This window comes from Psychrobacillus sp. FSL K6-2836 (assembly GCF_038003085.1).
GTDB lineage: Bacteria > Bacillota > Bacilli > Bacillales_A > Planococcaceae > Psychrobacillus.
This window is the reverse complement of the sequence record NZ_JBBOOM010000001.1, coordinates 1,397,762-1,417,355: the sequence shown is the minus strand read 5'-3', so window position 1 is coordinate 1,417,355 and position 19,594 is coordinate 1,397,762. Positions and strand designations below refer to the sequence as shown.

The window sequence follows — 19,594 nt, the reverse complement described above, 5'->3', positions numbered from 1 at the left end:
CCTAAACTGAAAGGAATTAATCGTTTTCAAGCGTATTAATTTTAAGAAATCTCAAAGATTGAAAGATATTAAAATAACGACGATATAAGGATAAAGTAAAAGTTTATCCCCACTGGTTGTTAGTTGAACCATTCGGGCTTTTACGGTCAGTTGATCTCCCACGTACACTTCGTTGCTTTGGACCAACCTTGAAATGGGAGTCATACTGACCGTTAATGCGGGATAAACGGTTCAAAAAGGAGCTGAGATGATGCTTGGAAAATGGAGCTCTACGGGATTATCTATTGTGCGGAACATGAACTCTCAATGGGCAATGGTAAATAAGTCGATGGAACGCATTTCTTCCGGGTATCGTATCAACCGCGCAGGTGATGATCCTGCAGGTCTAGCTATCTCTGAAAAAATGCGTGCACAAATTCGGGGACTAGGACAAGCTTCGAGGAATATTCAGGATGGGATTTCCCTTGTCCAAACTGCGGAAGGTGCTCTAAATGAAACACATTCTATTTTACAAAGGATGAGAGAACTAAGTGTTCAATCAGCAAATGATACGTTAACTGACAGGGATCGTGATCAATTAGCAATAGAATTTGAAGAACTAAAAAAAGAAGTGTCTAGAATTTCAAAAGATACTGAGTTTAATACAAAGCCGTTATTAGATGGGTCTCAGAGCTCTCTTAAGATTCAAGTTGGTGCAAATGCCGGGCAATATATCGAACTGTCCTTTGGCAATATGGGTGCCGCTAGTATTGGTATACAGGATTTATCCATTTCTACGAGAGATGGTGCAGATAATGCGATTGGGGAACTCGATAAAGCACTTCAAAAAGTATCCAGTGAACGCTCAAAAATGGGAGCTTATACAAATCGAATGGAACATGCGTATAATAATGCAGTTAATATGGAAGAAAATCTAACCGCAGCGGAATCTAGAATTAGAGATGTAGATATTGCAAAGGAAATGATGGCCCTCACTAAAGCTAGTCTATTAATGCAAGCGGGTCAATATGTTCTAAGCTTGCATATGCAACAAGCACAGGGAGTACTGCAACTTCTCAAATAATCAGAGGGGACAACAGTTGTTTTACTGTTCAACCCAATAATACTTTTCTTTTATAATATAGAAATTTATGCAGTTCTTGTAAATTTCAGTTAAGATAGGTTTATAGATATTTAAAAGGGGGAAATGGGATGAAGAGGTCTACTCTCTTAGCAGCAATCATTATGATTACCGGATTAATCTTAGCTCCGATTTCCACATTGGCAGCACCACTAGATGAAGTGAAGAGTTTAGTTAGTGTGCACTATAAAGGAGAACTACCCTCTAATATAGAAGAAATAAATTCTATTGATGAGATAATGGAGCAGTTGGATCCCTACTCTGCTTATTTTACGAGTGAAGAATATGAGGCATATACGAACACCATCAATAATACGACGACTGGAATTGGTGTGACGATTGAGGAACATGAAAGTGGTATACAAATTGTCAGCACATTTGAAGGAGCAGCAGCAGGGCAAGCTGGAATTTCTCCTGGTGATATTATTCTTTCAGTCGATGGTATATCTACAATTGGTATGGCAGTTCAACAAGCTTCTTCCATCATCACGGGTAAAGAAGGAACCACAGTCAAGCTTCTGGTTTTGAAAAGTAACCATACGAAACAAATGTATAACATAACCCGTATGAAATTTACGATTCCTGTCGTAACGAAAGAACTCTTGGCAGGCAATATAGGGTATATAAGGATGAATTCGTTTTCAGATGATGGAGCAGTCCTTGTACAAAAAGCAAAAGTCGAACTTCAAAAGCAAGGTGCAACTTCGTTTATACTAGACTTACGTAATAATGGCGGCGGATATGTACATACAGCAGAAGAACTTATTGGTTTATTTCCCAACAGTCCCAATGCATTTAAAATTATTACAACTAGTGAGTCTATGTTAACTAAATCGACAAAGCAAACCTCGTTATTTCCTGAGAATACAAGAGTACTAGTCAATGGGTATAGTGCGAGTGCGTCTGAAATGACAGCAGCAGCGCTACTAGACCAAAACTCTGCAACCCTCTACGGGCAAACGACTTACGGAAAAGGATCGATGCAATCTTTTTTTAGTCTTTCTGACGGATCCATTTTAAAGCTGACGATTGCAAACTTTACCGGACCAAAAGGCACTCCTATTCACAAAACTGGCGTGAAGCCGCACTATGAAACAGTAATGGGTTACGAGCTAATACAAGCGCATAAAGATGCATTAGTGGAAACAAATAAAAACTATAAAAAAATGTCCACACTACATAATGTACCGACAACGAAACAATTTACCATTACTTTTTCCAACAATATAGTAAAAAGTTCAAAACAAAAAGTGGAATTAGTAAAACTAGGAACTACAGATATCGTTCCGGTAACAATTGAACCAAAATCATCGAAACAGTTCGTTGTCACACCAACAGCACCACTAAAAAAAGGAGCAGCTTATCTACTACTCATCCATCCGACTTTCCAAACGAATGCAGGGATCATGATGAAAACTGGTGCTTATGTGGAAGTAACTGTTCAACCATAAGAGGGGGAACACTTGAATGTTTTTTGAATTTCGGTTTTGGAAATACCTTTTCAATAGAAATGAACTAATTGTATCGTTAAAGGAAGATGCAACGATGCGAGGTTTTCAGAGTCGAGTATGGTTCGTAGCGATCTTTGGAGTCCTATTATACGCGCTACGAGATATTTGGGGATTACATACAGAAGAACTAACGGCGCTATTTGTCAACGGCTATGAAGATACTTTTACGATTGCTAGAATCACCTCTTTAATAGGAACAATTATATGGTCTTTACTATATATGGGATTTCATTTCTTTATAATTGCGTTTATTTTACATAAAATTACGAATGTGGAATTATCAAAGGTAGCGGTACTCCAATTATTTGTCGTAGCACTTTTATTAATGGAAAAAGCATTTAACTTTTTTCTATATGCAATAGTAGGCTACGCAACTGATTACTCGGTACTCTCATTTGGTCCACTAGCAGCAACATTTCTCGAACATTCATATTTCAATCATTTCTTCAATGAATTATCTTTAATCACCGCATTAATAATCGCTCTTCAGTTTCATTTTTTACGAGCTTTTACAACGTTGTCCGCTCGTAATCTATTTATATTACTAATAATAATACAAGTAATTTTATCACTTACCTCAGCGGGCTTTGAAGTACTCCCAATTGAATCATGGATCGAGGGGGGCAAATCAAATGAATAAATGGTTAACTATAGGGGTTTCCATAGTGGTCTCTACTTTTATCGGGGCAAATGCGATCCTAATATATTCGGATAAAAGTCAAATCAGTCGAACATTTTACGTGAGTGAATATGATCGTGTATATGAAAATACATATGCAAAGGAACTAGAAAAAGAATCTATAGTAGTTCCAGCAAATGAAATGTCTGTGACGATTAATGTAGAAGCTGTTAATGATATCGTTGTTGCGGAGGGGGATCATGTGGAGGAAGGTGCTGACCTTGCTACACTGAAGACAGATTCTGCTGAAGACCAGCGTTCATTATGGGAAACAGAGAAACAGGCTTATACGCTGGAACAGTCGAAGCTTCGTACTATTATCAGGGAACTAGAATCTGAACGTTCTGAAGCAGATTCTAGTTCATCGGGCGATGGTCAGGCAACCGGTGGAACGGCAGATGAGATTGTAGATGTAAATGTTCAAGTAGACGTAAATGTTTCACAAGACGGAAACTTTGCTCAGGGTATAGCTGATGCAAAGCAAAAACAAGCAGAAATAGATCGTAAACTTCAAATTGTCGATGCTCAGCTTGCGCAAGATTCAGGTGATCTTTCTTTATTAAGCCCAATAAGTGGTACTGTTTCTACTATCGAAGAACGTAACGGAAACTATTTCATACACCTATATGCAGATGAAAAATCCGTTATCACTTACGTACAAGAGTCCGATTGGCATAATATTGAAGAAGGACAAACCGTGAAAAACTACTCAACCCACCGTGAAGGAGTAGTAGAAGGAAGCGTCTTGGGCAAAACACAAGTACCTGCAAATGCATCCAAATGGCTAACAGCATTCGAACAATTTGAACATAAAATCGACGAACCTGTTTACGAAGTAAGGATCCAGTTAGCGGAACAACTAGAAACCCTGCCTTTTGCAGCAAATCTAAACTCAGTAATCATTACAAAACAAGCAGAGAATGCAGTGCAAATAAAATCGAAATGGCTACTAAACCGCTCCAAAGAAGTAGCGGAAGTGTACATGCTCACTAGTGACGGTAGAATCGCTCGTACTCCTGTTACCGTACCATTCGATTTGAAACAACATGCTATCCTTTCGGAGGGACTTAACAATGGTAACGTCGTCCTCAATTCAGAACATAAAACAGACGACGCCGAAGCATTCCTACCATTCCCATTAGACCTTCCAACCTGGAACAGCATCAAAGCTGTCAATTGGAAGGAATACGTAAAATACTTAACATACAAATAAATTCCATTGAAAACAACCGGAAAGCACAGTGCTTCCCGGTTTTTTTGGGGGGGGAGGGGATAGATTCAGCTATACGAGAGCGAATCCGGTCGATACGGGATTGCCATGCTATACGAGAGAGGTTAGCGCCTATACGAGAGAGCATAGCAACTATACGAGAGTAAAATGGGTTTATACGAGAGCGAATCCAATCTATACGAGATAGCCGTTCTATAAGAGAGCGATTTGCGCCTATACAAGAGAGCATAGCAACTATACGAGAGTAAAGTGGGTTTATACGAGAAAAAAACCAAGCTATACGAGCTTGCCGTTCTATACGAGAGCGATTTGCGCCTATACGAGGGAGCATAGCAACCATACGAGAGTAAAATGGGCTTATACGAGAGAGAAACCAATCTACACGAGATTGCCATTCCATACGAAAGCGAACCCAAAATTACGACAGACACAACCCCTCCAACCAACAAACCCCACCTTTTCAAACCCCAGCTCTTAACAACTGAATTTATCTTCGTTATACTAAAGTGAAACATTATGAACGGCAGGAGTGGATGAAATGGATCCTAGATTTAAGATTGCACATAGGGAGGCGCTGATTGGCGTTGTGCTCGCAATTGTGCATTTTATATGGTGGTTTGGGTTTGCGTATGGGCTTGGCTCAAAGCCGGTAGAGGAGTATTCGTATATTCTCGGATTTCCAGATTGGTTTTTTTATAGCTGTATTGTCGGTTTTATACTTGTGGCAATTACGGTTATATTTCTTGTGAAATTCGTGTTGAAGGATGTTTCTTTAGAGGAAGAGGGGGATGAACGATGAATATACAAGTAATCATCCCGATGGTCATTTTTCTTGGTATTATTTTTTTCATTGGTTTTTGGTCTAGTAAAAAATTAGGATCATCGACAGGTGGTTTTTTACAGGAGTACTTTTTAGGGGGGCGTGAGCTTGGAGGATTTGTGTTGGCCATGACGATGGTTGCAACGTATGGTAGTGCCTCGAGTTTCCTAGGGGGGCCAGGAACTGCATACACAATGGGCTTTGGCTGGGTACTACTTGCGATGACTCAAGTAGTGACGAGTTATTTTGTTCTGCTTATTCTAGGGAAAAAGTTTGCTATATTAGCTCGAAAATATAACGCGATCACATTAATAGATTTTCTAAAAGTGCGCTATAACAATAGTAAAGCAGTAGTATTACTTGCGGCTGCTAGTATCATTATCTTTTTGTTTTCCGCAATGACAGCTCAGTGGGTGGGTGGCGGTCGTTTAATCGAGTCACTAACTGGCATGAAGTATACGACAGCATTATTTATTTTCGCTGTGTCAGTACTCGTTTACGTAGTCATCGGCGGTTTCCGAGCAGTGGCGGTGACAGATGCAGTGCAAGGCGGGGTTATGGTTATTGGGACGCTCGTGCTGCTAATCGCAGTCATTATCGCTGGCGGAGGAGTACCGAGTATTATGCAGGACCTTTTGAACGAAAATCCAAACTTGGTGACTCCATACGGTAATGAAGGGAATTTATCTGCAGCCTATGTATCATCCTTTTGGATACTTGTAGGAGTAGGCGTTGTTGGACTTCCACAAATGGCAGTGAGAGCAATGTCTTATAAAAATACACGCTCGATGCACCGAGCGCTAGTAATTGGAACGCTTGTTACTGGTTTTATCATGCTGAATATGCATCTCATCGGTATTTTTGCTCGCCCGCTTATGCCGGGGATTGAGGTGGCAGACACAGTGATCCCACTTGTTGCGCTGAAAGTATTACCTGCATGGCTTGCTGGGATAGTACTTGCTGCACCACTTGCTGCAATTATGTCTACAGTAGATTCCCTGCTCATTCTAGTGAGTTCTTCAATTGTAAAAGATGTTTATATTAATTATATCAATCCAAATGCAACAGAGAAGAAAGTAAAAACCTTAAGCTTTGCGATAACAACACTTTTAGGCACCATCGTCTTTTTATTAGCATTAAATCCACCTGAATTATTAATCTTTTTGAATTTATTTGCTTTTGGTGGACTTGAGGCAGCCTTTATATGGCCGATTGTGCTAGGCTTGTACTGGTCGTATGGAAACAAGCACGGAGCAATCGCATCGATGGTAACAGGAATCGTTTCCTATATCGCACTCCATTTTTACAATGAAGCATACGGTAATCTATTTGACATTCACACAGTGGTAATTCCGGTTATCTTATCGTTAATCGCCTATGTGTCATTCAGTTTATTGATCAATAGAACAAAATATATATTTTAACAAGGAGATCCTCGAATGAATAAATGGAAAATATATGCAATGCTCGTATTTGTCATGTTCGCTTGGGGAGCTAACGTATCACTACTCAAATATATGGTAGAAGCAGTACCACCCGTAACACTTACTGCATTCAGAATACTCGTAGCGGGTTTAGTCGTACTACCGATTTTATGGAAAATGAAACTGCTGCGTAGACCAACGTCGGGTGAATGGAAGTATATTTTACTCGGAGCACTCACTAATGTGGTAGCCCATCACTATTTTCTAAACATGGGATTATCCATCACAAGTGCAACCCACGGAGGATTAATCTTAGGAACAGGACCTATGTTGACTGCAATATCAGCGGCGATCATTTTAAAATATTTTCCTTCAAAATTTCAGTGGTTAGGACTAGTAATTGGTCTAGCGGGGGTTGCGGTATCCATCCTAGTAGGCAGTGAAACAATGGGAGCAAATCTAGGTGATTTCTATGTATTCCTAGCGATACTTGTCCAAGTATTAAGCTTTATGGTGGTAAGTAAAGCTTCTAAAACATTAGATCCACGATTACTCACAGTCTATATGCTACTAATTGGTGCGGCAATTCTATTTGTAATCAGTCTCATTCAAGAACCAGGTGCCATCAAACAATTTGCAGCAACAACACCGACCTTCTGGACAATTTTCTTAGCTTCTGCAGTCGTATCAACGGCAATCGGTCACCTTATATACAATTATGCTGTGGGTCAAGCTGGTGCAACGAAAGCAGCAATATTTATGAACTTAAACCCATTATTTTCATTAATCATATCGGCACTATTCTTAGGAGAGGTGTTACATCTCAATCATTTCCTCGGACTTATATTAATCGTAGCAGGTGTCATGTTAGGTTCTGGTGCCGCGGAAGATTTATGGAAGAAACAAAAACAAATCAAATCGAGTCATTAGACTTGGCGATAGTAGGTCAAATTAAGTGGTGGTTATTTGTAAAACAGTCCCTTTAGATCTATAATAAAATAAGTGATTATAGAGCAAAAGGAATGATTATGTGGACTACAGAGATTTATTAAAACAGATCAATAATAGCATGGAAAAATTGGACTTGATATCTGCAAGAAAATATATAGAGCAAAACCTAGATGTAGTAGGTGAGTATAGACATCTACTACGTAGTAATGCAAGAGCATTATTTGACTTTTTAAGAAGTGAGAAAGACTCCGGTCGTGAGCCATTAGACAGAAGAGAGATGACAATTCTCTATTCGATAAATAGATATGCGAGCTCCTTCGATATTCGTGGTTTAAAATTATTAGTGAATAATTACCCTGAATTGCTAATGAGACAGGAAATTCAAGCTTATTTAAATGATGATGCTTTAACCCTATTAGAAAGCATGAATGTAATTCAAAAGAATCAAGATTCAATCCCGGCCCTACATTGAAAACTCCATATATTGCGTTAGTCTAGGTTCAAAGTGTCCATATACACAAGGAAACCTATAGCCTATACTTATAAAAAGGCTACTTTGCAAAAGGGGCAATAGAATGGACTTTCGAGAATTATTAAAACAACTTAATAAAAGTATGGATAGTTTAGACTTAGTGTCAGCTAGAAAGTATATCGAAGAAAATATAGATATATTAACAAAAAATAGACAGCTTTTACAAGGTAATACTAGAGCAATGTTTGATCTCATCAAACAGAAAAAAGATATAGGTGAAAGACCATTAAGTCGCCACGAAATGACCGTAATCTATTCCATAAATACGTACGCTACTAAATTTGATCTCACTGGACTCAAACTAGTAGTGAACAACAACCCAGAACTCTTCCTAAATGAAGAAATAAAACAGTACTTAAACGAAGACGCCAAAACGCTCCTTCAAGGCATGAAAGTACTCCACTAAAAGGAACGCATAAACTGCGTTTTTTTTTTGTGTATTAAATTGGATAAATATTCGGTTCCGCAAGAAAAGCCACCGCATCGCAAGTAAACGTAGGCAAAGAGCAAGTAACTGCCTCCCGAGAGCAATTATCCAGCCAGCGACCGCAAGTAAAAATAATTTCTTTCCAGCCGACCCCCATAAAAAGGACAAGTCCTTCGAATAACTAGGTGTCCGAACAAAAGGACAAATTCCATACGAGGTGATTAGACAATGCAGATGAAATTTAAGAAAACCGGAGCAGCTCTATTAGTTGCAACAATGACGCTTACTGGAGCAAGTTATGCGTGGGCAAACGAAAATCTGTTTGATACGGTGGATTTGAACGAAGTACTCAATCAAAAAGAAACTGAAACTGTTGAAGCACCGAAAACTTCTACACCAGTTGTTACAACTGACGACACAGTGGGAATGGGTATTGAAATTCCAGAAGGATACACTGCTGGAAACTTAGCGGCACTTTCTAAAGCATATGAAAATGCCGGAAACGAAACTGCTAAAGCAGCGATTAAACGTAATGCGGAACGCGCAATTGCAAAATTTGAAGCTTCACAAGAAGAAGCTACTGAAACACCTAAACAAGAAGAGCCTAAAACAGAAGAACCTGTAAAACAGCCTCCTGTAACAGAACAGCCGAAAACAGAAGAACCTGCAACAGAAACTCCTGTAGTAAAACCAGTTGAAGAAGAAACTGTCGTTGAACAACCAGCGAAAGAAACTAAGCAAGCTGAAAAAGAAGAAAGAAAAGCACTTCAAACAGAACAAAAAGAAGAACGCAAAGCATTACAAGCTGAACATAAAGCAGAAAAGAAAGCTTTGAAGGAAGAACACAAAGCTGAAAAACACGAAAACAATAAGAACAAAGATCAAAAATAAATCCATTTCAAATAAAACACTATTTTAAGAGATGAAATAAATCGTGTAGATACTTTTAATTTCGTCTAGTAATTTAAGAAACTACCAAAACAAAAATAGCACCGCTTTTCATTCTCTACTCGGCCGAGTAAAATAATAGGCTAAGGGAAACATGGGAACGGAGGGTATGTATGCTCTTGTCAATTATGCAAGGTCTATTCAAAACAAAACCAAAACAAAATATGCAAGAGCTTATAACAAAGGCGCAAGCGGGTGATGAGGAGGTTTTAAATGACCTCCTTCTTGCTCATACCCTTTTTTTGAAAAAAACAGCTAGTTTCATATGTAAACGAACGATTGATGAACAGGATGAGGAATTCAGCATTGCGTTAAATGGTTGTCACGAAGCGATAAATGCATATAATCCAACTGAAAATGCTTCTTTCCAAACATTTGCCCACTTAATTATAAAAAGACGCTTAATTGATTTTATCCGTAAAGAAGCGGTTCGATATAAACAAGAATTACTCTTTGATAACGGTGAAAATGAATTGGAAGATGATCATTTTTTATTAAAACAGCACGCAGTAACTACATATTCGGAAGAGCAATTTAAAGAAACAAGACGAGAAGAACTGATAAAATATAGCGAATTATTATCCAACTTTAACTTATCATTTGACGAACTGACAAAAGCAGCACCAAAACATAAGGACGCTAGAAAAACAGCCTTTCAAATTGCTCAAATTACCGCAGATTCAGAAGAACTATATGGACTATTAATAAAAACTAAAAAACTACCTTTGAAAGAAATAGAAGCACTGGTGGAAGTGTCGAGAAAAACATTGGAACGGCAACGAAAATACATAATTGCAGTTGTACTTCTATTGAACAGTGACTTCGTTTATATAAAAGACTACGTGAAAGGAGAAATCATATGATGCGCAAATATAGAGGCATTGTTTGCGAAAAGAAGGCTGCCTACTCTGTTTTTCTTACAGAAGATGGCGAATTTCTTCGTGGAGTTCCACTTATTGAAGACGTTCAAATTGGTGAAGAAGCAGAGTTTCGTTTAATTGCCCCATCCACATCTTCAAAACGAGTGAAACCAATTTTCATAGCGCCAGCCTTAGTAGCTGCAGTCCTACTTATATTTTTAGTTGCATCGTGGTTTCCACAAACAACTACTGCCTACGCCTACATACAAGTGGAAGGGGATTCGACTATTGAAATCGGTGTAGACGAGGAAGGCAAAGTTATGTCTCTTCATTCAACTACAGGAGCAATGAAAGATTGGAAGGGTCAATCGATCGATTCGGTGTTAGCAAAAGCAGTAGAACAAGTAAGTACAGAAAAGAAAGAACTTGCTGTCACAACCGTTTATGAAAAAGAAGATAAACCGAAGCTCAAAAAACAAATTGAAAAAGCGGTCCAGGAAGTAAAAAAAGCAAAATCATCATCAGACAAGAGTTCTGTGGAGACAAAATCGAAAAAAGCACAGCCTACAACAAAGCCTCCCGGACAAATTAAAAAAGAAGAAAAGTCATCAAATTCAAATACACCAGCAACAAGTAAGGAACAAAAGAACCCACCAAAACAAAATACTAAAAAAACAGACACAAATATCAATCAAGAACAGCCAACAACAGAAGCCAAGCCAACAAATAATTCCAATGAAAAACCAGGGCAAGAAAAGAAAAAGAACGAAGATAAATCAAATAACAAACCGAATAACGGAAACAAAAACAACGGTAATAACAATGGCAATGGTAACAATAACAATAACAATAACAATGATAACAACAATGATAACAACAATGGTAATAACAATGGCAATGGTAACAAAAACAATTCGAATAACTAATCCAACCCCCTTGCGTAAAGTAAGGGGGTTTATTTTCATCAACTCATCAGATAAATATTCACAATAATAATTAAAAATACAATTGACTTTATAATTATGCAGTATTATACTAATCATTATCTTACGGTTGGAGTGATAAGGATGAAAATAGGAATTATAGGAGCAACGGGTTATGGTGGTCTAGAATTAATAAGATTATTGCATAATCATCCGGATGCCGAGTATATTGATTTATTCACTTCTTCAGAAGAAGGAATACAATTTTCGAATAAATATACACATTTAATGAATATTTACGATCAAGCGCTTCTAGCAATCGAACATAATAGACTAACAGAATATGATGTCATTTTTACGAGTACTCCCTCAGGGGTATCTACCGATATTTTACCCTCTTTAATAGGAAGCGGTCCAAAGCTTATTGATTTGTCCGGTGATTTCCGTTTGAAAAATCCAGTAGACTATGAGCAGTGGTACAAAAAAACACCAGCTCCATCTGACGCAGTAGAAAAAAGTGTCTATGGTCTAACAGAGTGGAACGAAGAAGCAATTAGGCAAGCAGATCTAATCGCAAACCCGGGATGCTACCCTACCGCAGTATTGCTTTCATTGTTACCACTACTAAAGGAAAATCTGATCGACGGGGCGAATCTCATCATAGATGCAAAAAGTGGCGTGTCAGGAGCAGGTAACAAACCATCTCAAATGACGCATTTCAGCGAAACAAATGAAAACACTGCTATTTATAAAATACATGAACACCAACATATACCGGAAATAGAACAGGCAATCAACTTATTTGCAAATCTAGAATCACCTATCACCTTTACGACACATCTTGTTCCGATGACTAGAGGAATTCTAGCAACAAGCTACGCCTCTCTTAAACCGAACGTTACCGAGCAACAACTGACAAACGCATTAAAAGAAACATATGCAAACCATCCGTTCGTCCGAATTATCGAACAAACGAACAAATTCGGTACCAATCAAGTGTACGGCTCTAATTTCTGTGATATTCACGTCAAAGTCGACCCGCGCACAAATCGCGCGACCATCGTTTCGGTCATCGACAACCTCGTAAAAGGAGCAGCGGGCCAGGCAATTCAAAATATGAACGTACAGTTTAATCTCGACCAAACGACTGGTCTTCAGCAAGTCCCACTATTTATCTAGAAAGAGGAGGAATAACCGATGACTACAAAAACGATTACGATGAAAAGCATTTCCTATAAAAACATCGCTTCACCAAAGGGTTTCCAAGCAACAGGTATCCATTGCGGCCTAAAACATAAGAAAAAAGATCTTGCATTACTTGTTAGCGACGTCCCTGCAAGTGTAGCTGGAGTTTTCACAACAAATGCCATCAAAGCGGCACCACTACTAATCACAAAAGATGTCGTATATGAAACAGGTAAAATGCAAGCAATCATCGTCAACGCTGGGAATGCCAATGCCTGCACAGGAAAACAAGGGATGGCAGACGCATACACGATGCAAAAACTAACGGCAGAAAAACTAGGGATAGATCAATCACTTATCGGTGTTGCCTCAACTGGAGTTATCGGGGAGCTCATGAAAATGGAGCCAGTAACTATAGGGATTCAAACGTTAGAACCTGCGGACGAACTAGAAGGTGCGATCGACTTCTCTTTAGCAATCATGACAACAGATACCGTAACAAAAAATACAACTTATTCAACAATCATTGATGGTAAAGAGGTTATTATCGCAGGGACCGCAAAAGGCTCTGGCATGATTGAACCAAATATGGCAACGATGCTTGGTTTTATCACTACCGATGCAAATATCGAATCCAACCATCTTCAGGACGCACTAAAAGCAATCACAGACGTTACTTTCAACGCAATTACTGTTGATGGCGACACATCGACAAATGACATGGTCATCGTGATGGCAAATGGAATGGCACAAAATAATACGTTAACACCAGACCATCCAGACTGGGAAAACTTCGTAGAAACCTTACACACTGTGTCTCAAGATCTAGCTAAAATGATTGCCAAAGACGGGGAAGGCGCAACGAAACTAATTGAAGTGGAAGTAAAAGGTGCTATTACTGATATAGAAGCACGTAAAATAGCAAAAACAGTAGTTGGATCTCCGCTTGTGAAAACTGCCATTTTTGGTAATGACGCAAACTGGGGACGAATCATTGCAGCGGTCGGCTATAGCGGTGCAACAATTGATCCAAACGCCATTACAATCCTGCTAGGGACAACAAAAGTTGTAGAAAACGGCGAGCCTGTACCTTTTTCAGAGGATGATTTAATCGTTTATTTGAAGCAGCCAGAAGTCAAAATCTTCGTCGATATTCATCAAGGCAACGGCCAAGGAACTGCTTGGGGGTGCGATTTGACATATGACTACGTCCAAATCAACGCAACTTACCGCTCCTAAACGCATCGTCATCAAGCTGGGCGGTAGCATGCTTGAGGGGTTAAATGAAAACTTCTTCACCAATTTCAAAAGACTGCAAGTATCTGGACGTGAAATCGTCATCGTTCACGGCGGGGGACCTGCGATCAACAAAGCCCTTGCAAGTAACGGAATCTCGACCATTTCTATTAACGGAATACGAGTGACATCCGCCGAAGCAATCGGGATTGTCCAGTCAACACTAGTCGGTCAAGTAAATCCAGCACTAGTGCACCAGCTGAATAAAAGCGGAATCCAAGCAATCGGTCTTAGTGGCTACGATAGTCAGCTGTTACAATGCGAGCTATTAGATGAAGCAACGTACGGATTTGTCGGAGAAATCCAACAAGTGAATACATCATTTATTGAAGTATTACTGAAAAATGGAATCACGCCAGTCATTTCAAGCATTGGCTGCACCACAGATGGAGACCCACTGAACATCAATGCCGACACTGTAGCAAGCGAAGTCGCTTTAGCAATAAAAGCAGTAAGCCTGCAACTCGTAACCGACACGCCAGGTATAAAAATAGATGGAGAGGTACAAGAAACTGTTACCTCTGATAAAATTACCGAATGGATCACTTCGGGTGATATATACGGTGGGATGATTCCAAAAGTAACAGCGGCTCTTGATTGCCTAACAGCAGGTATTCCCTCCGTCCAAATCGTCGGAGATCAGCTATCCGGCACAACAATTTTGCAGCAGGAGGTATACGCATGAGCTCTTTATTCCAAAACTATACTCGCCGACCTATTCACCTTGTGAAAGGTAAAGGTACGATCGTTACGGACAATACTGGAAAAAACTATCTCGATTTTACAAGTGGTATAGCTGTGCTCAGTCTGGGGCACACTCATCCTGCAGTGGTCCAAGCGATTCAACAGCAAAGTGAAAAACTCTGGCATATCTCGAACTTATTCGAAAACCCAGAACAAGAAAAACTTGCTGAAACTCTTGTAAATGATACACATTTTGCTCACGCATTCTTCTGTAATAGCGGAGCAGAGGCGAACGAAGCAGCTATCAAGCTGGCACGCAAACATACTGGAAAGCACACGATCATCACCTTTGAAAAATCATTCCACGGTCGCACATTCGGTGCCATGTCCGCAACTGGTCAGGACAAAATACGCAGCGGCTTCGGTCCATTGCTCGAAACGTTCAAAACAGTACCCTTCAACGACGTAACTGCATTAGAAGCAGTAATCGACGATGAAGTCGGCGCAATCATGCTCGAAGTAATCCAAGGAGAAGGCGGAGTCAACCAAGTAACACCGGAATTTGCACAGGCTATCACGGACATATGCGCAGCCAATGGAATCCTACTCATAGTAGACGAAGTCCAAACAGGCATTAGCCGTACAGGTACTCGCTATGCATACGAGCAAACAGTCCTAAAACCTGACATTATGACGTTAGCCAAAGGGCTTGGCGGTGGCTTCCCAATCGGTGCTATGCTCGGAACAGCAGACCTACACGACTCATTAGGTCCAGGCACACACGGCACGACCTTCGGAGGAAATCCTCTAGCGGTAGCCGTCGCACAAACAGTATTGGATAACGTATTTGTACCGGAATTTATAGCAGATGTGAATAAAAAATCTGCTTATTTTATCGAGAAATTAAATGAAGCTCTACCAACCAATCAGCTAGTCGGCTCTGGTCTATTACTTGGAATCGTCTGCGAAGAAGAAGTTGCAGCCTACATAACAGCAGCCGACGAAGCAGGTCTACTACTAGTAGCGGCAGGACCAAACGTCATCCGCCTCCTGCCACCACTAACCGTAACAACGGAAGAAATCGACCAAGTCGTCGACATCTTACAAGCAATCCTTAGTAAATAAAACTTATATTACCTTGAATTAAAGCGCTCAGCGAACCGCTATTCACTCCCAAGGACCCGCCTAAATACGGCGGGTCCTTTAATAATGCCCACATAAAGAAAATGCCCTATGCGAGAGTGATTGCTATATATACGAGAGCGATCCCATTCTATACGAGAATGATCGTCGCCGATACGAGAGTAATCACCATCTGGACGAGAGACCCTAGTGCATACGAGAGAGAAACTAGTCTATACGAGAGTGATCATCGCCTATGCGAGAGCAATCCACCCCTAAACGAGAGAACCCGACCCATACGAGAGCGATCCCAGTCTATACGAGAATGATCATCGCTTATGCGAGAGCGATCCATCCCTATACGAGAGACCCCAACGCATACGAGAGAGATCCCTTTCTATACGAGAATGATCGTCTCCCATGCGAGAGCAATCCACCCCTATACGAGAGACCTAGCGCATACGAGAGCGATCCCAGTCTATACAAGAATGATCATCGCCTATGCGAGAGCAATCAACCTCTGTACGAGAGACCCTAGTGCATAAAAGAGAGATCGCATTCTATACGAGAATGATCATAGCCGATACGAGAGCAATCACCACCTATACGAGATTGATCATCGCTTACGCGAGAGCGATCACCTCCTATACGAGAGAGCCACATTCATACAAGAGTAGAATCCTCACATATCCAGAGTAAAACCCAATCGGAAGCTTTTCGTCTAAAAGCGAAAAGCACATTAAAATCATGAAATCTAACAGCATCATAATATTATATAATCCCGAACAATTTCTTAATCCACTAACTTGCATTCTATTGAAAATTCCATTCATATCAACGTTAAATACTGAAAAACCATCGATTATTAAATTGTTTAAAATATGTAACAATTCCATTTCTACAGCACAATATCTAATTAAAACGTAAAAATGGAAATTAAATGGATTCCCTGAAAGTACTATGCTAATCTATTATTGAGGTGATAAATATTGATAGTAAAACCATTCAAAACAACTTTAGAATCAGAAGCACTAAATTCTATTGCGCTAAGACTCCCAATATCTCATCCAATGCATAAAAGTATGCTGAAAAAAGCAAAAAACAAAGCCGCCGGAGACATTGGTGAAGAAGTAGTAATGCGCGAACTGGCAAAACTAAAACTCCCGTACTCGTTTCACGCATACCACAACGTCAGTCTATATGCCGAAAAGCTAATTCAAATGGATATCCTAATTGTTACGCCACACTACGCATTAATCCTAGAAGTAAAAAATTTCAAAGATACCGTTGAAATTACAACTAACCCCAGCCAGATGGTTCAGACACTTGCAAATGGAGTGAAAAATGTCAGTCGCAGCCCCGAATCTCAGGTAGAAGATTATATTTATCAACTAACCCAGTTTTTCAAACAATTCAATATCAATCTTCCAGTCCTAGGTGCCGTTGTCTTCGCTTTTGAAACTCTGCACATCATTAATTCCTCCAACCGGACAACTATTCTCTTACAAAACGATTTACTCTCTTATCTGCGAGCAATAAAAACTCAAAAGCCCCATTTAAACGTAACGCAACTCGAACGAATAAAAAATCTCATTTTACAGAAAAACAAGGACTATCAACCATTTCCGCTAAGTGATTACTATTCGATTGATCCCAAAGATTTAATCACTGGAGTTATTTGCGAAAATTGTACCTATATTGGAATCAAAAAGGTTAAGCTCCGATGGATTTGTCCTAAGTGTAGTACGCCAAGTCAAACTGCACACCAACATACAATCAAAGAATATTTTTTAATAGCTAGAAAAACACTATCAAACAAGGAGTGCAGACAATTCTTGCGCCTAAACAATAACCATGAGGCAACCAGAATAATGAAAAAAGCAAATCTAACGAAAATCGGAAAATCCTCAAGTACTAAATACCAAATGATCTTTCCAAAGTAAAGCCCTCTGACCAAGTCAAAGGGCTTTACTTATAAATAAACTTTTAGCAAAGAGTGATACCAATCTAAACGAGAGTGTACGAGAGAGATTCCGATTTATACGAGAGAATTTCCAGGTGATACGAGAGAGCTCCCCATATACGAGAGCGACCTCAGATTATACGAGAGAGCACAGCTCCTATACGAGAGACAACCCAATCTATCCGAGAGACAAAAACCTCCCCAACAAAAAAAGCCCTCCACTCTCGCGAAAGACCCTCAAAACCTAAAAATCATATGTCATCGTCCAAATAGCTATTGCATCCGTATCGCCATCATTCATAAACCGATGCGGTAGCGAACTATCAAAGTAAATACTATCGCCCTCGTTAATTAGGTAAGCCTCGCCATCAATCTCAATACGCAAACTACCAACCAGCATCAGCCCGCACTCCTCGCCGCCATGGAACATGAGTGGATCATCGGTGCCATCGCCTGGCGACACGATCATCTTAAAAAAGCTCATCTGTTTGCCGGAACTTGGCGACAAAAGTTCGTATCCTACATTAGGTCGCACACGTTTTATCAGATTACCCTCACCTTTGCGGGTAAGCGTTACTGCATTATTTTCCTCTGACTCAAAGAACGAAAACACCGGAACCTTCAAGCTATGACTTAATTTCCACAACGTTTCTAAAGAAGGAGAAACTTGTCCTCGCTCAATTTGAGAAATCATACTCTGGCTCACGCTAGTTTTTTTCGCCAACTCTTCTGACGTCAATCCTTGAAATCTACGTAAATACCTAATTCGCTTACCAACCTCACTTTTAGGAAAAACCAAGACAAACACTCCTTTTTGAATAAAAATGCATTATGCAGAATAATAAAACATCTAAATGCTGAAAATATAAAATACTAATCTTATACCAAGTTACATAAACTACAAGTATATACAATCTATTTTGCACTTTTTCCCAAATAGAATCAATAATAAAAATATTATAACTAATTATTTTTTATGTAGACATGTGAATAATAATAATCTATACTACTAATAATTCACAAGTTTCATAAGGGGAACTGAATAAAAAAAACGGGGGTAAAAAGATTATGAAGAAATGGTTAGCAGCAGTACTTATGATTACCGTTTTAATCATCGCAGGTTGTAGCAATGATTCAGGCGGGGGAGTATCAACAGAAAACTCAACAATTCAAAAAGCATTAAAAGAGAAGAAATTAATTATCGGGATGTCTCCAGGATATTTCCCATTTGATATGAAAGATCCAAATGGCGATTTCGTAGGTTATGACGTAGACACTGCAAATGCACTAGGAGAAGCACTTGGTGTGGATGTGGAATATAAACAATTCACATTTGATGGTCTAATTTCAGCATTACAAACAGGCGAAGTGGATATGGTTTTCGCAGGAATGACCATTCGTGGCGACCGTGCATTAGCAGTAAGCTTTGCAAATCCATACTTCCAAACTGGTCAAGCTGTAATGATTCCTGGATCAGATACAACAACAAAAACTTGGCAAGATCTTGATGTAAAAGGTAACAAAATTGCAGTAGGTATCGGAACAACTGGTGCTTTACTTGCGAAAGATGTATTCAAAAATGCAGAAATTCTAGACTTTGAAGAATTCCCATCAGCAGCGGCAGCAATGGCGCAAGGGGAAGCAAACGCAGTAGTGTACGATGAGCCAGCAATCGCGGTATGGAAATTACGTAACGGAGATGCTGTAACTCAATTAGAAGGTTTAATTTCAACTGAGAACTTAGGGATTGCTATTAGAAAAAATGACTTTGAAACAATTCAGTGGGTGAATTCATTCCTAGACAGCTACCTTGGAAGCCCGACAGAACTTGCATCTCGCGAAAAATGGTTCGAAACTTCTGACTGGTTATCAGAAGTAGTAGAAGAGTAATACACTCTGGCAACCTAGAGGAGGAACA

General features: G+C 39.6%; 20 protein-coding genes. 18 read left to right on the top strand and 2 right to left on the bottom strand.

All coding sequences use genetic code 11. The annotated features are described in order from the left end of the window. Positions 1–250: 250 nt before the first annotated feature. The 16 genes from MKY37_RS06450 (at position 251) to MKY37_RS06375 (ending at position 15,716) form a co-directional block, all read left to right on the top strand. Positions 251–1,063, top strand: a complete 813-nt coding sequence (locus tag MKY37_RS06450; protein ID WP_340775060.1) for a flagellin N-terminal helical domain-containing protein — start codon at positions 251–253, stop codon at positions 1,061–1,063. Between the two features lie 128 nt (positions 1,064–1,191). Further along, positions 1,192–2,571, top strand: a complete 1,380-nt coding sequence (locus tag MKY37_RS06445; protein ID WP_340775057.1) for a S41 family peptidase — start codon at positions 1,192–1,194, stop codon at positions 2,569–2,571. A gap of 16 nt (positions 2,572–2,587) precedes the next feature. Beyond that, entirely contained in the window at positions 2,588–3,271 is a 684-nt protein-coding gene (locus tag MKY37_RS06440; RefSeq protein WP_340775055.1) for a hypothetical protein, read from the top strand. Further along, on the top strand, positions 3,264–4,523 hold the full coding sequence (locus MKY37_RS06435) for an efflux RND transporter periplasmic adaptor subunit (protein WP_340775053.1): 1,260 nt from the start codon (positions 3,264–3,266) through the stop codon (positions 4,521–4,523). Before MKY37_RS06440 ends, MKY37_RS06435 begins: the two co-directional genes overlap by 8 nt. A 556-nt stretch (positions 4,524–5,079) precedes the next feature. Continuing rightward, on the top strand, positions 5,080–5,340 hold the full coding sequence (locus MKY37_RS06430) for a YhdT family protein (RefSeq protein WP_340775051.1): 261 nt from the start codon (positions 5,080–5,082) through the stop codon (positions 5,338–5,340). Further along, positions 5,337–6,785: a sodium/pantothenate symporter gene (gene panF / locus MKY37_RS06425; protein WP_340775050.1), complete on the top strand. Its 1,449-nt coding sequence runs from the start codon at positions 5,337–5,339 to the stop codon at positions 6,783–6,785. The genes MKY37_RS06430 and panF overlap by 4 nt, the downstream gene beginning before the upstream one ends. A gap of 15 nt (positions 6,786–6,800) precedes the next feature. After that, complete coding sequence (locus MKY37_RS06420) at positions 6,801–7,715, top strand: DMT family transporter (protein WP_340775047.1); 915 nt, start codon at positions 6,801–6,803, stop codon at positions 7,713–7,715. A gap of 100 nt (positions 7,716–7,815) precedes the next feature. Continuing rightward, positions 7,816–8,208 carry a hypothetical protein gene (locus tag MKY37_RS06415; RefSeq protein ID WP_340775045.1) on the top strand — a complete coding sequence of 131 codons (393 nt, stop codon included), beginning with the start codon at positions 7,816–7,818 and terminating at the stop codon, positions 8,206–8,208. A gap of 103 nt (positions 8,209–8,311) precedes the next feature. Next, entirely contained in the window at positions 8,312–8,674 is a 363-nt protein-coding gene (locus tag MKY37_RS06410; protein WP_340775043.1) for a hypothetical protein, read from the top strand. A 249-nt stretch (positions 8,675–8,923) separates the two neighbouring features. Then, positions 8,924–9,586 (top strand): hypothetical protein, encoded by a 663-nt coding sequence (locus MKY37_RS06405; protein ID WP_340775042.1) that lies wholly within the window; start codon positions 8,924–8,926, stop codon positions 9,584–9,586. A gap of 170 nt (positions 9,587–9,756) precedes the next feature. Continuing rightward, the gene (gene sigI / locus MKY37_RS06400) at positions 9,757–10,506 is read left to right on the top strand and encodes an RNA polymerase sigma-I factor (protein WP_340775040.1); all 750 of its coding nucleotides are present in this window, start codon (positions 9,757–9,759) and stop codon (positions 10,504–10,506) included. Continuing rightward, positions 10,506–11,429: an anti-sigma factor domain-containing protein gene (locus MKY37_RS06395; RefSeq protein ID WP_340775038.1), complete on the top strand. Its 924-nt coding sequence runs from the start codon at positions 10,506–10,508 to the stop codon at positions 11,427–11,429. The genes sigI and MKY37_RS06395 overlap by 1 nt, the downstream gene beginning before the upstream one ends. 141 nt (positions 11,430–11,570) lie before the next feature. Then, entirely contained in the window at positions 11,571–12,605 is a 1,035-nt protein-coding gene (argC, locus tag MKY37_RS06390) for an N-acetyl-gamma-glutamyl-phosphate reductase (RefSeq protein ID WP_340775037.1), read from the top strand. A gap of 18 nt (positions 12,606–12,623) precedes the next feature. After that, positions 12,624–13,850 (top strand): bifunctional ornithine acetyltransferase/N-acetylglutamate synthase, encoded by a 1,227-nt coding sequence (gene argJ / locus MKY37_RS06385; RefSeq protein WP_340775035.1) that lies wholly within the window; start codon positions 12,624–12,626, stop codon positions 13,848–13,850. Continuing rightward, positions 13,813–14,592 carry an acetylglutamate kinase gene (gene argB, locus MKY37_RS06380; RefSeq protein ID WP_340775033.1) on the top strand — a complete coding sequence of 260 codons (780 nt, stop codon included), beginning with the start codon at positions 13,813–13,815 and terminating at the stop codon, positions 14,590–14,592. Before argJ ends, argB begins: the two co-directional genes overlap by 38 nt. Beyond that, a complete protein-coding gene (locus MKY37_RS06375) occupies positions 14,589–15,716 on the top strand; it encodes an acetylornithine transaminase (RefSeq protein WP_340775031.1) in 1,128 nt (375 codons plus the stop codon). Before argB ends, MKY37_RS06375 begins: the two co-directional genes overlap by 4 nt. 641 nt (positions 15,717–16,357) lie before the next feature. On the opposite strand, the gene MKY37_RS06370 is transcribed toward MKY37_RS06375, so the two are convergent. Continuing rightward, complete coding sequence (locus MKY37_RS06370) at positions 16,358–16,609, bottom strand: hypothetical protein (protein ID WP_340775029.1); 252 nt, start codon at positions 16,607–16,609, stop codon at positions 16,358–16,360. 93 nt (positions 16,610–16,702) lie between these two features. Between MKY37_RS06370 and MKY37_RS06365 the strand changes: the two genes are divergently transcribed. Further along, positions 16,703–17,656 (top strand): nuclease-related domain-containing protein, encoded by a 954-nt coding sequence (locus MKY37_RS06365; protein WP_340775027.1) that lies wholly within the window; start codon positions 16,703–16,705, stop codon positions 17,654–17,656. Between the two features lie 264 nt (positions 17,657–17,920). Here MKY37_RS06365 and MKY37_RS06360 read toward each other — a convergent pair whose 3' ends face one another. Next, entirely contained in the window at positions 17,921–18,484 is a 564-nt protein-coding gene (locus tag MKY37_RS06360) for a helix-turn-helix domain-containing protein (RefSeq protein ID WP_340775026.1), read from the bottom strand. 260 nt (positions 18,485–18,744) lie between these two features. Between MKY37_RS06360 and MKY37_RS06355 the strand changes: the two genes are divergently transcribed. After that, positions 18,745–19,566 carry a transporter substrate-binding domain-containing protein gene (locus tag MKY37_RS06355; protein ID WP_340775025.1) on the top strand — a complete coding sequence of 274 codons (822 nt, stop codon included), beginning with the start codon at positions 18,745–18,747 and terminating at the stop codon, positions 19,564–19,566. Positions 19,567–19,594: the final 28 nt, after the last annotated feature.